This window comes from Phocaeicola oris (assembly GCF_021295095.1).
Lineage (GTDB): Bacteria > Bacteroidota > Bacteroidia > Bacteroidales > Bacteroidaceae > Phocaeicola > Phocaeicola oris.
This window is the reverse complement of the sequence record NZ_JAJLQX010000018.1, coordinates 37,178-52,943: the sequence shown is the minus strand read 5'-3', so window position 1 is coordinate 52,943 and position 15,766 is coordinate 37,178. Positions and strand designations below refer to the sequence as shown.

At 39.4% G+C, this 15,766-nt stretch carries 18 protein-coding genes and 1 tRNA gene; 9 read left to right on the top strand and 10 right to left on the bottom strand.

Going from position 1 to position 15,766, the window contains the following annotated elements; all coding sequences use genetic code 11:
• Window positions 1-9: 9 nt before the first annotated feature.
• Both LO761_RS09690 and LO761_RS09685 read left to right on the top strand, forming a co-directional pair.
• Entirely contained in the window at window positions 10-804 is a 795-nt protein-coding gene (locus LO761_RS09690; protein ID WP_272818085.1) for a thymidylate synthase, read from the top strand.
• A gap of 15 nt (window positions 805-819) precedes the next feature.
• Window positions 820-1,317 carry a dihydrofolate reductase gene (locus LO761_RS09685; protein WP_272818084.1) on the top strand — a complete coding sequence of 166 codons (498 nt, stop codon included), beginning with the start codon at window positions 820-822 and terminating at the stop codon, window positions 1,315-1,317.
• A 49-nt stretch (window positions 1,318-1,366) separates the two neighbouring features.
• Here the strand turns inward: LO761_RS09685 and LO761_RS09680 are convergent, their stop codons facing one another.
• The gene (locus LO761_RS09680) at window positions 1,367-1,840 is read right to left on the bottom strand and encodes an Lrp/AsnC family transcriptional regulator (protein ID WP_272818083.1); all 474 of its coding nucleotides are present in this window, start codon (window positions 1,838-1,840) and stop codon (window positions 1,367-1,369) included.
• A gap of 162 nt (window positions 1,841-2,002) precedes the next feature.
• Between LO761_RS09680 and LO761_RS09675 the strand changes: the two genes are divergently transcribed.
• Window positions 2,003-3,292, top strand: a complete 1,290-nt coding sequence (locus LO761_RS09675; protein WP_272818082.1) for a M64 family metallopeptidase — start codon at window positions 2,003-2,005, stop codon at window positions 3,290-3,292.
• Window positions 3,292-3,819: a GNAT family N-acetyltransferase gene (locus LO761_RS09670; protein ID WP_272818081.1), complete on the top strand. Its 528-nt coding sequence runs from the start codon at window positions 3,292-3,294 to the stop codon at window positions 3,817-3,819. The genes LO761_RS09675 and LO761_RS09670 overlap by 1 nt, the downstream gene beginning before the upstream one ends.
• A 90-nt stretch (window positions 3,820-3,909) precedes the next feature.
• Here the strand turns inward: LO761_RS09670 and LO761_RS09665 are convergent, their stop codons facing one another.
• From LO761_RS09665 to LO761_RS09630, 8 genes are all read right to left on the bottom strand, one after another.
• Window positions 3,910-4,374: an ExbD/TolR family protein gene (locus LO761_RS09665; protein ID WP_272818080.1), complete on the bottom strand. Its 465-nt coding sequence runs from the start codon at window positions 4,372-4,374 to the stop codon at window positions 3,910-3,912.
• Window positions 4,374-4,970, bottom strand: coding sequence for an ExbD/TolR family protein (locus LO761_RS09660; RefSeq protein ID WP_272818079.1), 597 nt, complete (start codon window positions 4,968-4,970; stop codon window positions 4,374-4,376). The genes LO761_RS09665 and LO761_RS09660 overlap by 1 nt, the downstream gene beginning before the upstream one ends.
• Before the next feature lie 20 nt (window positions 4,971-4,990).
• Window positions 4,991-5,458: a hypothetical protein gene (locus LO761_RS09655; protein WP_272818078.1), complete on the bottom strand. Its 468-nt coding sequence runs from the start codon at window positions 5,456-5,458 to the stop codon at window positions 4,991-4,993.
• A 9-nt stretch (window positions 5,459-5,467) separates the two neighbouring features.
• Window positions 5,468-6,241: a MotA/TolQ/ExbB proton channel family protein gene (locus tag LO761_RS09650; RefSeq protein ID WP_272818077.1), complete on the bottom strand. Its 774-nt coding sequence runs from the start codon at window positions 6,239-6,241 to the stop codon at window positions 5,468-5,470.
• Window positions 6,242-6,312: 71 nt separating this feature from the next.
• Window positions 6,313-6,400: transfer RNA gene (locus LO761_RS09645), tRNA-Ser, on the bottom strand.
• 176 nt (window positions 6,401-6,576) lie between these two features.
• Window positions 6,577-7,350, bottom strand: a complete 774-nt coding sequence (locus LO761_RS09640; protein ID WP_272818076.1) for a TatD family hydrolase — start codon at window positions 7,348-7,350, stop codon at window positions 6,577-6,579.
• A complete protein-coding gene (locus tag LO761_RS09635) occupies window positions 7,350-8,327 on the bottom strand; it encodes a polyprenyl synthetase family protein (protein WP_272818098.1) in 978 nt (325 codons plus the stop codon). Before LO761_RS09635 ends, LO761_RS09640 begins: the two co-directional genes overlap by 1 nt.
• 67 nt (window positions 8,328-8,394) lie before the next feature.
• Window positions 8,395-9,087, bottom strand: coding sequence for an energy transducer TonB (locus LO761_RS09630; RefSeq protein WP_272818075.1), 693 nt, complete (start codon window positions 9,085-9,087; stop codon window positions 8,395-8,397).
• Window positions 9,088-9,844: 757 nt separating this feature from the next.
• Here LO761_RS09630 and LO761_RS09625 point away from each other — a divergent pair.
• From LO761_RS09625 to LO761_RS09605, 5 genes are read left to right on the top strand one after another with little or no spacing between them, the layout of a single operon-like run.
• Window positions 9,845-10,492 (top strand): carbohydrate-binding family 9-like protein, encoded by a 648-nt coding sequence (locus LO761_RS09625; RefSeq protein WP_272818074.1) that lies wholly within the window; start codon window positions 9,845-9,847, stop codon window positions 10,490-10,492.
• A gap of 6 nt (window positions 10,493-10,498) precedes the next feature.
• Complete coding sequence (locus tag LO761_RS09620; RefSeq protein ID WP_272818073.1) at window positions 10,499-11,398, top strand: glucosaminidase domain-containing protein; 900 nt, start codon at window positions 10,499-10,501, stop codon at window positions 11,396-11,398.
• Window positions 11,399-11,410: 12 nt separating this feature from the next.
• Window positions 11,411-11,893, top strand: a complete 483-nt coding sequence (gene cdd / locus LO761_RS09615; protein ID WP_272818072.1) for a cytidine deaminase — start codon at window positions 11,411-11,413, stop codon at window positions 11,891-11,893.
• Window positions 11,894-11,943: 50 nt separating this feature from the next.
• On the top strand, window positions 11,944-13,947 hold the full coding sequence (locus LO761_RS09610; RefSeq protein WP_272818071.1) for a tetratricopeptide repeat protein: 2,004 nt from the start codon (window positions 11,944-11,946) through the stop codon (window positions 13,945-13,947).
• 2 nt (window positions 13,948-13,949) lie between these two features.
• A complete protein-coding gene (locus LO761_RS09605) occupies window positions 13,950-14,561 on the top strand; it encodes an L-threonylcarbamoyladenylate synthase (RefSeq protein WP_272818070.1) in 612 nt (203 codons plus the stop codon).
• Here LO761_RS09605 and LO761_RS09600 read toward each other — a convergent pair whose 3' ends face one another.
• Window positions 14,562-15,746 carry an FprA family A-type flavoprotein gene (locus LO761_RS09600; RefSeq protein WP_272818069.1) on the bottom strand — a complete coding sequence of 395 codons (1,185 nt, stop codon included), beginning with the start codon at window positions 15,744-15,746 and terminating at the stop codon, window positions 14,562-14,564.
• Between the last annotated feature and the right edge of the window lie 20 nt (window positions 15,747-15,766).

Genomic DNA, 15,766 nt, shown 5'->3' with positions numbered 1-15,766 from the left:
AGATTTGAAATGAAACAATATCTGGACTTGTTAAACCGAATCCTTACCGAAGGCGTTGAGAAGACCGACCGCACCGGAACAGGAACCATCAGCATCTTCGGTAATCAGACGCGGTTTAACTTGGATAATGGATTTCCTTTGCTGACAACAAAGAAACTCCATTTAAAATCAATCATCTACGAACTGCTTTGGTTTTTGAAAGGTGATACGAACGTAAAGTATCTTCAAGAACACGGCGTGAGTATATGGAACGAATGGGCTGATGAGAATGGCGACTTAGGTCCTGTGTACGGTCATCAGTGGCGTGCATGGCCTGATTATAACGGAGGAGTGATAGACCAGATCTCGAATGTAGTAGATCTGATTAAGCATCATCCTGATTCGCGCCGTATGATAGTCAGCGCGTGGAATCCGGCAGAAGTGGATAAGATGGCTTTACCCCCTTGCCATACCATGTTCCAATTCTATGTAGCCAATGGCCGGTTAAGCCTGCAACTCTACCAGCGTAGCGCAGACACGTTCCTCGGTGTTCCGTTTAATATTGCGTCGTACGCTCTGTTATTGCTGATGATGGCTCAAGTTACCGGACTGAAAGCCGGCGACTTTATCCATACCACCGGCGATACGCATATCTATCTGAATCACGTAGATCAATGCAAGCTGCAGCTTACGCGCGAACCGCGTCCGTTACCAACAATGAAACTAAATCCGGATATAAAGAGTCTGTTCGACTTCAAATACGAAGACTTTAAATTAGAGAATTACAATCCATGGCCGCACATATCCGGCCAAGTTGCCGTATAATATAATAAAAATAGAATGCCACATATATCTATCATCGTCGCTATTGACAAGAACAACGCCATAGGTAAAGGTAATGACCTGCTGTATCACCTGCCGAACGACTTGAAACGCTTCAAGGCTTTAACTACCGGTAATACGGTTGTTATGGGACGCAAAACATTTGAGTCTCTTCCAAAAGGTGCGTTGCCCAATCGCAGAAATATAGTGTTAAGCCGTCAAAAAGGCATTACATTCCCCGGAGCTGAGCATTACATTTCACTGGAAGAAGCACTGAAACACTGTTCCGAGGATGAGAAAGTATTCATTATCGGCGGTGCGTCGGTTTACAAAGACGCGCTCCCTTTGGCAGACGAACTCAGGTTGACGAAGATTGACGATGCGGCATCAGAAGCCGATGCATACTTCCCCCCTATTCAATATAAATATTGGGAAGAAAAAAGTGAAGAAAAACATCCGGCCGACGAACGACATACACATTCATATATGTTTGTCGATTATATACGAAAGAAATAAGTTGCTCTAAAAACAAACGAAGAAAGCCGAAAGACTTTCCTCGTTTGTTTTATTCCGAACTCTCTTTAGGAATGGTAACCTGTCGATTAAACGCTTCTTTAAACGAAACGAGTGTTTCCGAACGTGCAATGTTCAATTTCTGCAGTTGCTCATGAATAATACTTAGCAAATGGTGATTACTTTTTGCATACACTTTAATCAACATATCATATTGTCCGGTAGTATAATGACATTCCGTCACTTCCGGTATCATTTGTAATTGCTTTACCACTTTCTCATGTTGCGTGGGGTCTTTCAAATAAAGTCCCACAAACGCACACGTTCCATATCCAACCTCTTCGGGATCAACTTCCCAATGTGTGCCTTTTAGCACTCCCATTCGCGTTAGTTTCTCCACACGCTGATGAATAGCCGCCCCCGAAACATTGCATAAACGAGCAATCTCAAGGAAAGGCATTCGCGCATTAGTAGCCAGCATATTAATAATTTCCCAGTCCAATTGATCAATTTGATGTCTCATCACACATATTTCTCATTAGTCGTATTGCAAAGATAAAGTTATTTTTGAAAATTGATATTAGCTATAAAAGATTTCTTTATAAAGGTGACCGAATTAAAATAAAGAATGTATCTTTGCCTAAAGCAGAACCTTACGAGGTGCTGTTAATCATTAATTCTCACTAATATGAAAAAGCTCTTTTTATTATTTGTCACGCTAATTGTCGCCATATCTATTCCGGCACAAGATTTTAATGCCTACTTTGAGAATCGTACACTTCGAATTGATTACCTTTTCTCCGGTAATTATGACAAGCAGTACATCAGTCTGGACGAACTTGTATCCCTACCCGGTTGGGCAGGTCGACACACCCATCTGTCAGAAATTCCCCTTGCAGGAAATGGTGAAGTAATTATGAGAGATAAAACAACGAGAAACATTATTTATAAGAATTCTTTTTCCTGTCTGTTTCAGGAATGGCTGGGCGAAGAAGAAGCCAAACATCTAAGCAAGGCATTCCAACACACCGTTCTTCTGCCTTTTCCAAAGCAAGAAGTGGAAATAACTGTTAATATTAAGAACGCACGCCACGAAGTAAGCGCAGAACTGACTCATACGGTAAAACCAACCGATATTCTGATTCACCGTATGGGAGAGAATAATGTTACTCCACATAAGTATCTGTTGCAAAACGGAAATGCCGAAGATTGTATTGATATAGCTATTATGGCTGAAGGCTATACTCAAGAACAGATGCCACTTTTCGAAGCGGATGCACAGAAAGCTGTTAATGCCATCTTTAACCACGAGCCGTTCAAGAAATTAAAAGAGCATTTCAATGTGGTACTTGTTCAAAGCACATCGGAAGACAGTGGCGTAAGTATTCCACGTAAAAACGAATGGAAGCGGACGGCTGTCAACTCACACTTCGATACTTTCTATTCCGATCGTTACTTAACAACTAATCAGGTTAAGAAGATACATAATTGGCTTGCCGGCATTCCATACGAGCATATCATTATCCTCGCTAACTCCGACACGTACGGAGGTGGAGGAATCTATAACGCATTTACGCTGACAACTTCTCATCACCGCATGTATGAGCCGGTTGTTGTCCACGAATTCGGGCACAGTTTCGGTGGTTTGGCCGACGAATACGCATACGAAGCGGCAGAGAGCCCGCTTTACCCAAAAGATGTTGAGCCATGGGAGCCCAATCTGACTACATTAGTTGACTTTGGAAGCAAATGGCAGGATATGCTACCGGAAGGAACTCCTATTCCAACTCCGGTGAAAACAAAAGAACCGGACATTTATACAGCAGTAGGCGTATACGAAGGTGGTGGCTATACACAACATGGAGGTGTTTACCGACCGGCAACAGAGTGCCGTATGAAGATTAACGAAGCTCCTGCTTTTTGTCCTGTTTGTCAACGGGCTTTAGAACGTCTGATAAAATTCTATATAGATAAATAATGAACATTCGGCCTATCACTACGGCTGATGAGATTTATCAGTTTGTAGAAGATCTTCTTGTAGAGGCATTTCCGGCAAATGAAAGACGGGATTTGTCTCTACAACGTAATAACACTGATTATGAACCTCTGTTCTGCTGCAATGTATTGGAAGATGATAAAAAAGCGATAGGATTGCTCAACTTCTGGGAATTCCCTGATATATATTACATAGAACACTTTGCCATAAGCAAACAAATTCGAAATAGAAGCTATGGCACTAAAATAATAGAGACACTTCTGAATAAAATAAAGAAACCTATCATCATTGAAGTTGAGCGTCCGGATGATGAACTCGCCAAACGCAGAATAAACTTCTACCTACGGGCCGGATTCAAATTAGATCATCACGATTATATGCAACCACCATATCGTCCAACAGACAAAGCTTATCCCATGTACATTATGAACTACGGAGATATAGACATGGAGCAAAACTACGAAAAGATAAAAAATACTCTATATAAAGAGGTATACGGAATGGTATAAACGTATATATCTATAAACACCATCTTCAAACAAATAAAGGGAGGTTTATCTAAACGACAACCTCCCTTTATTTCTATGTAGCATTAATAATTACTGACGCTGTACAGCAGAGTAGTTAATATTCAAGGCGTAAGCCTTACGAAGAGCCTGCTTAACATCTGTGATAATACCCATCTTAGTATCCCTATCGGCCTTGATGGAAACTGTCATAAATGGTTGGTCAGCCTCACTCATATTCTCACGTTCCTGATAAATATAATCACCTACTTCACTCGGTTCAGCAAACTTATCGTTCAACTGAATACGGCTCTCAGTACCAATCTTTCTTGCATATTCCTGAGTTGGTTTACCTATATAGATAAACGAAACCAAGGATTTCTTCTCCAACTTCTCAAGCTCAGTAGCAGCCGGTGCTTTGAATTGTACCTTCAAAGTAACTTCACGCATACTTGTTACCATCATAAAGAAGAATAAGATAGAGAAGACCAAGTCTGGCAATGAAGATGTATTCAATGCCGGCATTCCACGTTTTCCTGTTTTATTAAATCTTCCCATTATTTCTTTTCTCCATATTTTTTAGGTTCAGCTTCAGAAATCTTCTGAGGATAAAACTGTTTGATAGCCTCTTGCTGTTCCTTTGAACATTCATTAAATGCTTTACCAAATCTTTGTTTGCCTAACTCATCACGAAGTTCGTTGTAAGCAGCAACCAACTCGTTCTGAACTTCAATATATGCCTGATAACTGGTACCAACGTCATTCGTAACTGAAATGACATGGTTCTCTGTAATCTGACAATCACCTCCCAACAATGGAATATTCTTCGTATGCTTTTCCGGGAGTGATGGTTCATCATTCGGGTTAGCTATAAACTCTTTAGCCTTTGCTCTCAACTGGTTAACGTTAATCCAATCGGAACCACACATAAGTTGGTTATCCTTATTCAAACGAACCTGAAGAACATTACGCTCCTTTACGATAATATTATCATCCTTTTTAGCATTTGGATCTGGTGGTGGTGGTAAACGTCTTGCCAAACCACGGTCAGTATCCATTGATGTCGTAATAAGGAAGAAGATAAGTAAGATAAAGGCAATATCGGCTGTAGAGCTAGAGTTGACCTGAGGTACTTCTTTTTTCTTTCTTGCCATTTTATTACTCTTTTAAACTATTACTTAATCTTCTTAAATATACCGGAAAGGTTCAATAATAAACCAACAACTCCAACAATTAACAATATATAAAGTGAATTAAGCATACAGTCAGTAAGCTTAATCATTGAAGCATCTGAGAAAACCGAACCGTCTGTTAATGTCACAGGGTCAGTAGAACCAATTGCCCATGTAATCGCCAATAAAGCAATCAAAACAATATCAAATATCAAGAAACGAAGACCCTGCTTTGGTTCATTCTTCAATAAAGAAACCACGTGGGTAAACTTTCCGATAAAGAACATGACGAATGCAAAAATAGCCAAAGCATAGAGCAAGATAATCAATGTCTCCGTATGTTGAGGAGCATTGTATTCACCCATCGGATTATTATATCCTACAAAGTAGAATAATCCCAAAACAACTATAATAATTGCAAAGAGGACATAAAGAATTCGATAAGAGAATTTATAAGATAACTTTGCCATTATTCCTAATTATTTATTATATTTCAAATTATACTTTGTTACCATATCAAGTAATGTGATTGAAGAATCTTCCATATCGCTTGTAATTTCCTCAATCTTAGAAAGAATATAGTTATAGAAAACCTGAAGGATCAAAGCTGCGATCAAACCGAAGATAGTAGTGATCAAAGCAACCTTCATACCTCCTGCAACGACTGTTGGAGAAATATCACCAACTTTCTGGATATTATCGAATGCCTGAACCATACCAACAACAGTTCCCAAGAATCCTAATGACGGAGACATGGCGATGAACAATGTGATCCAAGAGCAACCTTTTTCAAGATAACCTGCCTGAACACCACCGTAGGATGTAATAGCACGCTCAACAACGTCAAGCCCTTGATCAACTCTCATCAAACCTTGATAGCAAATAGAAGCAACAGGACCACGAGTATCACGGCAAACGGTCTTAGCTCCTTCCAAATCACCTTTTTCAAGATTCTCTTCAACAGCTTTCATTAATCTCTTTGTATTAACCTGAGCCAAGCTTAAGTAAATAATACGTTCAATACAGAAAGCAAGACCAATTACCAATGCAATAGCAACCAATGACATGAAGCCTGCGCTACCTTCGATAAACTTAGTCTTAATTGCCTTGTGGATACTTCCACCTTCTTCAGCAGCAGGAACTGCCATTTCTTCTGTTTGAGCTGGGGCTGCAGCCTCATCCTGAGCCACTGCAGGTACTGTACCAAGGGTAAGAACTCCCATCACTGCAAGAATTGCAAATAACTTTTTCATTGTGTGTCTAATTTTTTAAGATTAATTAATTAATTATTGTTTAACATATATTTCCATGTTCTAATCAACTGCGGAGAAAGCGGGATTCGAACCCGCGAAACGCTTTAGACGTTTACACGCTTTCCAGGCGTGCCTCTTCAACCACTCGAGCATCTCTCCCTCACTGTCTCCATACAGCAATATCATCGTCTTTTTATAAATCGGGTGCAAATTACAAAGAAATTTGGTAATAGCAAGCAATTTTATCTACAAATGTATTGTTTTTTTTTAATGTAGCACCTTTTATAGGAAACAATTCTTCTTTTATCGCTACAAAATTAATAAACTTTAAAAACTTAAACGAACGAATTGAAGACTTTTAATGCATTTTTTGTTGTAATACGATCTATCTCCCCAAAACCAACACAATAAACCGACGAAAGCTTCATTGCCGTTTCTTTCACAAAACTACTCTCATTACGCCGCCCCCTATATGGTACCGGAGCCAAATACGGAGAATCTGTTTCCAAAACCAAGCGATCCAATGGAACAGTTGAAGCCAATACTTCGGACAGCGTGCTCTTCTTAAATGTTACTATTCCATTTATCCCCAGCATAAAGCCATCATAATCCAAAAGCTTGGATGCTTCTTCTTCTGTTCCGGAAAAGCTATGAAATACACCGGTCAACTGTCTTTTATATGGTTCCAATATTTCAAAAAGTTCGGAATAAGCCGATCGGCAATGAATCATGAGCGGAAGATGAAACTCCATAGCCCATTGTACTTGTATCTCCAAGACCTCTTGTTGTTCTTTCAAATAGGTTTTATCCCAATACAAATCCATGCCTATCTCTCCTATTCCTATATAAGGATTTTTATGTTGCAAAAGCTCTTTCATAGGTAGCAGACGCTTTTTAAAATCCTTATCTACACATTCCGGATGAAAGCCAATCATCGGATAACAAAACCCCGGATTAGCCTCACAAACGGTCAAAACAGCAGCCAACGTAGTTTCATCTTCATTGGGAAGGAATATACGCTCAACACCGACATCTTTTGCCCGCTGCATAACAGCGGTACGGTCGTCATCGAACTCTTTCCCATATAAATGCGCATGAGTGTCAATCATTACATATTCCTTTTCATTAAATGATTGGCAAACTTTTCAAGTTCGCTTTTATACGCTTCTCTTCCATTTACCGAACTTAGAATAGAGAGTCCCTCATTATATAATGTTTTAATTTTCTCTACAACCAAATCGCCAATACCTAATTGATTATAAATAGAAGTGATAACCGCTACCTTCTCTTTGGGATTAAACTCTTTAGCCCGAATCCACCGCATCATTTCCTGCTGTTGTTTTTCTTCCGACAGGTTTAACGCGGAGATCAACATAAATGTCTTTTTATTTTCCAAAATATCTCCTCCAATCGGTTTTCCAAACACCTTTGAATCGCCATAAACATCCAAATAATCATCCTGCAACTGAAATGCAAGACCTATTTTTATTCCAAAATCATATAACTTCTGTTGTTCTTCTTCCGAAGCATCGGCTAATATGGCTCCTATCTTCAATGCTCCTGCCAAAAGTACAGAAGTCTTTAAACGAATCATTTCAATATATTCTTCTATCGACACATTATCTCTGACCTCAAAATCCATGTCATACTGTTGCCCTTCACATATTTCCAAAGCCGTCTTACTGAACACGTCCAATACCTTATTTATATATGGGGCTTTACACTGACACATCAACTGATAGGCAAGAATAGTCATTGCGTCACCGGAAAGAACTGCTGTATTCTCATTCCAAACTTTATGAACGGTAGGCTTACCTCTGCGTAAAGCCGAATGATCCATCACATCGTCATGGAGCAAAGTAAAGTTATGATATATCTCTAATCCGGCGGCTTGAGGAAGCAGAACATCAACATCATCCTTATATAATAAATAAGCAAACATCATTAAAATAGGACGTAATCGTTTGCCTCCTAAAGAAAGCTCATAAATAATAGGTTCATATAGTCCTTTGGGATTCCGGTCTAAAGAAAGCCGGAGGAGATAAGCATTAAACTTATCAAGCAACTGAGAAGAAGAATAAATCATAGTTTGAATCCGATAGAAAAAAGAAGGCCTCCCGAAGGCGGCCTTCATAAAATTATGATAGTAAAAATTACTGTAATCTAAACGTTACAGGTACGGTATATTTTACACGAACCGGTTTACCGCGTTGTTTTCCAGGTTTCCATTTAGGCATGGATGATACCACACGTAATGCTTCTTTATCCAAATAAGGGTCAACGCCACGAACTACCTGAGGATCTACAATAGAACCGTCACGGTTAACAACAAACTGAATGATTACACGACCTTGTACACCATTTTCCTGAGAAATGGTAGGATATTTTATATTCTTACTTAAGAACTTCAAACATTCTGCCATACCACCGGGGAATTCAGGCATTTCCTCTACAACTTGGAAGATTTGTTCTTCTTCCGGTTCTTCCTCTTCAACAACCTGCTGTACAGGAGTATATTTAACTTCTACGGCTTTCTTCGTATCATCTGACGCTTGAATCGTAGATTCCTGAATATTGGCATCGTTCTTTACAATTTCCAAGACTTCCTCTGCCTTTGGAGCCTCTGGTGGAGGAGGAGCTTGTTTGGGTTGTTCCTGTTCTGTGATAGGAATAACCTCCTCTTCAAAATCAATATCGGCTACAGCAGCATTCAAGTCAACCTTCATATCGCGCTCACTCCATTCGAATGCGACAAAAGTAATGGCAAGAATGAAAATGTACCCAATAAGCAGCCAGGTACTTCTTTTACCTTCGAGATCTGCTTTCGGAGATTTTTTAATTTCCATATTACTTTTTTTTAATTTGTGCAACATTGCACGTCACAAATATAGTGCTTCCGTTTGAAAGAAAAAATTAATTGGCCATAAAATTTCGCAAAACCTGCTTATTTTTTGATGAGTTAAAGAGTCGACTAACAATTGAAATGTAGTAATAAAGAATGAAAGCTATTATTTGTGATCAGAAATGTTTAATTATTCCTCTCCCACTCTCCTAATTTAACGTGAGTTCAATGAAATAACAGAAAGGTCACGCAGAAACCTACAAGGGTAGAATATGGTCCATATAGCATGTTGGTAAGGTGTTTTTCCCCTTTTGTTTGATCCATTAAAATGGTCATAAAGAGACGGAGGAAAAGTCATACGCATGAATCGAGCAACTCATACGCATGAACCGACCAACTCATCCGCATGAACTTGTCAACTCATACGCATGAACTTGTTGACTCATCCGCGTCAGTTGAACAACTCATACACATCAAATCAGTAGCTTATATTGTTGATATTCTCTAAGCAGTGTATCTATTTAAAAAGGAACAATGACGCACTGTTCGTATTGTTTTAGAATCGTCGAAACTCACATTATTCATTTTACCCACACATTTTAATATTTTCATCTGTAATCACTACCTTCCCGTTAAAGTGGACTAATCGGTCTTTGAATGTTAAAACTCAGAAGACCATCTCGATTAATTCATTGTCGTCGTTCAGAATATAAAGAAATATACTATCTTTGCAATAATAACAGATTATAAATCCAAATATCATGAACGTAAAAAAGATTTCAAAAAAAATATCCAACGCTACTGCCATTCCTTCTATATTGGATAGCGCAGGCATAGAGTTTATTCCTATCAATACCGTTGACTGGGAAAAAGATTATCCATATAAACCGAAAGTTGAATTCCGTATTGCTCACACTAACGACGCAATCCTTATCCATTACCGTGTGGAAGAGAAAAGCAGTCGTGCCAAGTATGGTGAAGACGCCGGTCATGTATGGACAGATTCTTGTGTAGAATTTTTTTCTGCCCCCGGTGGCGACAACATCTATTACAATTTAGAATGTAACTGCATCGGAACCATTCTCTTAGAATGTGGTCCCAGCAGGCAAGGGCGTGAGATGGCTTCTCCGGAAATCATGAAAAAAGTACTCCGTTGGAGTTCACTCGGACATAAAACATTCGACGAAAAAATTGGCAAAAGTCGTTGGGAAGTAGCCTTAGTTATTCCTTACGAGGTATTCTACAAGCATCACATCACTTCACTCGACAACACCCTTATTCGTGCCAACTTCTACAAATGCGGAGATGAATTACAAACACCTCATTTCCTTTCATGGAACCCTATTAAGACTGATAGTCCGAATTTCCATTGTCCGGAATTCTTTGGAGAATTATACTTTGAATCGTAATAAATAATGAAGATAAAGAATATTGTTCTGTTGATACCACTGTTTCTGATATGTACTTTTCAAGCAAATGCGCAAAGTTGGAACCAATCGTACGATGATTACATCAAAAAGTACAAAGATATCGCCATTGATCAGATGGAGAAGTTTCATATTCCTGCCAGCATTACACTGGCTCAGGGGTTGCTTGAATCGGGAGCCGGAACCAGTACTCTGGCCCGTTACTCCAATAATCATTTTGGAATAAAATGTGGCAAGAGTTGGGAAGGCAAAACAGTTCTTCATGACGATGATGCTCGTAACGAATGTTTTCGTGCCTATAAAAAAGTAAAAGATTCGTATGAAGATCACGCTAAGTTTCTGAGAACAGGACGACGCTATGCATTTTTGTTTCAACTCAATCCGAAAGATTACAAGGGATGGGCTCGAGGACTGAAACGTGCAGGCTATGCCACTGATCCGACTTACGCCAATCGGTTAATTGGAATCATTGAAACATATAAACTATACCAATATGACAGAAAGGGTGCCAAGTACGAGCATCAGTGGGTCATGGAAAATCCAAATCCTCATCAACCATATCTTTCAAACGATTTACTTTATATCATTGCACGCCAAGGAGATACATGGAAATCTATCTCAAAAGAATTTGATATCTCACAAAAAAAGTTAATAAAGTACAATGACTTGTATAAAGGATACATTTTGCAGTCCGGAGACATCGTTTATTTGGAAAAGAAACATACACGCGCTGACGAGGATCATATCATCCATAAAGTCAAGCAAGGAGAGTCTATGCATTCTATCTCGCAAATGTATGGCATTCAGTTGAAGTATTTATATAAGATGAACCGAATGAAGCCGGATACTTCCACTTTGGAAGTAGACAACTATATCCGTCTCCGTTAAGAATAAAAACTCATGGAAAATTTGAAAATAGAGATTAATATAAAGGTAGTGAATTACGATGAGTTAAATGAGACCGAACGTATTCTGGTTAATGCCGCGAAAGATGCTACATCACGCAGCTATGCTCCCTACTCCCACTTCTCGGTTGGGGCGGCTGTACTGTTAAGCAATGGCAAGGTCATTACCGGAAGCAATCAGGAGAATGCAGCTTATCCGTCGGGAACCTGTGCAGAGCGCACAGCCATCTTTTATGCCAATGCTCAATACCCATTGGCTTCTGTAAAGATGCTGGCCATCGCAGCAAAAGATCAGCAAGACTTTACCGAAAATCCTTGTCCACCCTGTGGATCATGTCGCCAAGTACTGATGGAAACAGAGAAACGATATGGTAAACCTATTCAAATTCTACTATACAGTAAGAAGTATATTTATATTATAAATAGCGTAACGGATATTCTCCCACTCATCTTCACGAATGATTTCCTAAACAAATAAATAATCGACTAAACTTCCATCACTACTACCAATAAGTCGTTTGTTCACTCATGAAGATAGATACCGATAACACCGAATTTAAGAATGCGCTGAATCTCATTCAGTACACTCATCAGTCTGTCTTCCTCACCGGAAGGGCGGGGACTGGAAAGTCTACCTTTTTAAAATACGTATGCGAAGTGACGAAGAAAAAACATATCGTATTGGCACCTACAGGCATTGCAGCCATTAATGTCGGTGGAACCACTATCCACAGTTTCTTTCGGCTTCCTTTTTATCCGTTACTTCCAGATGACCCTAACTTCAGTCTGAAAGGTGGTAAGCTATACAGTTTCCTGAAATATTCTTCAGCCCACCGCAAACTCATTCAAGAAGTGGAATTGATCATCATTGATGAGATATCCATGGTCAGGGCTGATATCATCGACTTCATAGATAAAATATTACGTGTGTACGCCCATAATATGCGAGAGCCATTTGGTGGTAAGCAGATGCTCTTTGTTGGTGATGTATTCCAATTAGAACCGGTTATAAAAAATGATGAGCGAGAGATTTTGAGCCATTACTATCCCAACCAGTATTTCTTCTCAGCAAAAGTATTCAGTCAGATTGATTTAATAAGTATAGAGTTAAAAAAAATGTACCGTCAGACTGATAAAGTGTTTATCAGTGTACTCGATCATATCCGGAATAATCAAGCAGGAGCTGCCGATCTCCAACTGTTGAACATGCGTTACAATACTTCTATCGAGGAGAATAATAAGGATATGCATATCACATTGGCTACGCGAAGAGATACGGTAGATTTTATCAACGAAAAGAAATTAGAAGAGCTACCGGGGGAATCTGTCATCCTTAAAGGTGAAGTAAAAGGCGACTTTCCTGAAAATACATTACCAACACTGTTAGATTTGGAAGTAAAAATCGGCGCACAGATTATCTTCATCAAGAATGATCCCGACAAACGTTGGGTGAACGGAACCATTGGAGAAATATCCACCTTAGATGAGGAAGACGGTACTTTATGGGTCGTTACAGAAGATGGTATGGAATATGAAGTACAACAAGAAAAGTGGAGCAATATCCGCTACACTTATAATGAAAAGGAAAAGAAAATTGAAGAAGAAGAATTAGGCACATTCATTCAATACCCCATTCGTCTGGCTTGGGCTATCACGATTCATAAAAGTCAAGGATTGACATTTTCAAATGTGATTATAGATTTCTCCGGTGGTGTCTTTGCCGGAGGACAAGCGTATGTTGCACTGAGCCGTTGCACTTCGCTTAATGGCATCCAATTATGCCAGCCTATTACTCAAAGCGATATATTTATCCGTCCGGAAGTAAAGAACTTCGCTGCTCGTTTCAATGATCAACAGGCTGTGGATAAAGCACTAAAGCAGGCTCAAGCCGACATACAATATAGCGAAGCAGTAAAAGCATTCGATGAAGGAAACTTTGATGAAGCCCTTAAACAATTCTTCCTTGCCATCCATTCCCGTTACGATATAGAACGGCCTTTGGCAAAACGGTATATACGCCGTAAACTGAACATCATCAATCACCTAAAAGAGCAAAATCAAAATTTAAAGACCAGAATAACAGAACAGCAGAAAAGTCTGGAGAAATATGCGGAGGAATATTATCAGATGGGTAATGAATGCATCACACAGGCTCATGACGCAAAAGCTGCTTTAGCTAATTACAACAAGGCTTTGGAGATGAATCCAACCTATGTAAACGCACTGGTACGTAAGGGTATTACACTTTACGATGAGAAACTATCAGATGAAGCAGTGAAATGCCTGAACATGGCTGTAAAACTAAATCCTAAATCATTCAAAGCTATCTATAACCGGGGGAGAGTCCGGCTGGACATGAATGATTTTGATAGCGCGGCTGCCGACTTTGATAAGGCGATTTCGCTAAAACCTGATCATGCCAAAGCGCATGAGTTATTCGGTGATACTCTTTCCAGACAAGGTAAGGAAGAGGAAGCCGGAATTCATTGGGCGATTGCTCAAAAACTGAGAGAAAAGAAACAAAAGAAATAAATATGTTATTCAAATTATACGAAAAAAATAATAATCCAAAGGATATTGATAAGATAATCCAATTGCTAAATGACGGAGGAATTATTATCATTCCTACAGATACCGTGTACGCTATCAGTTGTAATGGAATGAAAAATCAGGCAGTAGAACGCATCTGCCGATTAAAAAAGATTGACCCGTCAAAACATCATCTGTCTATTATCTGCTCCGACTTAAGCCATATCAGTGAATATGCCAAAGTAAGTAACTCTACATTCAAATTAATGAAAAGGAATTTGCCCGGCCCGTTCACCTTTGTGCTTCCTGTCAGCAGTAATCTTCCCAAGGTCTTCCGAAATAGAAAAGAAGTAGGCATCCGCATTCCGGACAATAACATTGTAAAAGATATCTGCATGGCATTAAATGCCCCCCTCTTCTCCACGACGTTACCGCGTGAAGAAGATGAAGACATTGAATATATTACGGATCCCGAACTTATTGACGAGAAATTCGGCAATGATGTCGACTTAGTCATTAATGGAGGTATCGGAGGGATAAAACCATCCACCGTTATAGATTGCACTACAGACTATCCTGAAATTATTCGTCAAGGAAAGGGAGAACTAAACAGCTGATCACCGATCGGCTTTCAACCGGTCAGCCATAGCCTTTGCCAACGCACGACACTCTTTCTCTGTAACAGGTTTCATAGCCTGCCTCATTTCTACGGGTGTGCCAACTTGCTCGTATTTCAGTTTCTCATTATAGGCTCCTATCTTCTTAACAGCATTTCCTGCCCAACTAAATGAGCCAAACCAACCAAAGTAACGGTTTTTGATATCACGTGAAGCCAACTCTCCAAGCAATGCTTCCATCTCAGGATAGATATCCGTATTATAGGTAGGGCAGCCTAAAATCAGTCCCTTATAATTAAACACTTCCTGAATAATATACGAATGGTGCTTGCGTGAAACATTCTCCACAATAATGTTCTTAATGCCCTGTCTGTTCAGTTCTTCAGCAATGATTTCAGCCATCATTTCGGTGTTGCCATACATCGTACCATAAACGATAACCACACCTTCTTGAGCTTCATATTTGCTCATACGATCATAAATACCGATGACTTTCGGCAACTGCTCAGTCCAGACCGGTCCGTGTGTAGGACAAGCCATTTTAATTGGCAGACAACTCAACTTAGCTAAAGCTTTCTGTACAGGAATTCCATACTTGCCAACAATATTAGAATAGTAACGTTCCATCTCGCTCCAATAACCATCGGTATTAATTTGAGTATCAATAACGCCACCATTTAAAGCACCGAATGCACCCAAGGCATCACCGGTGAAGATAATGCCTTCAGTCATATCGAAAGTAACCATCGTCTCCGGCCAATGGACCATTGGAATCATGGCAAACTGCAACTTATGATGTCCCAAATCGAGTATATCACCTTCCTTTACCACTAACTGATTTCCTTGAACGCCATAATAGCCTTCTACCATAGTAAAGGTTTTCACATTGCCTACCAACGTAATATCCGGATAATATTTTTTTATCAAACCAATAGAACCGGAATGATCAGGCTCCATGTGATCTATAATAAGATAATCGATAGGCTTCTCTCCTATCACATTCTTAATCTTCTTGATGTACACTTCAAAGTAACGCACATCCACTGTTTCTATTAAAGCAATTTTATCATCAGCGATAAGGTATGAGTTATATGATACACCATTCGGTAATGGCCATAAATTCTCAAACAAATATTTCTGTCGGTCGTTCACACCGACATAATGAACATTTCCTTTTAATTCCATAATAATTTATTTATATGTCG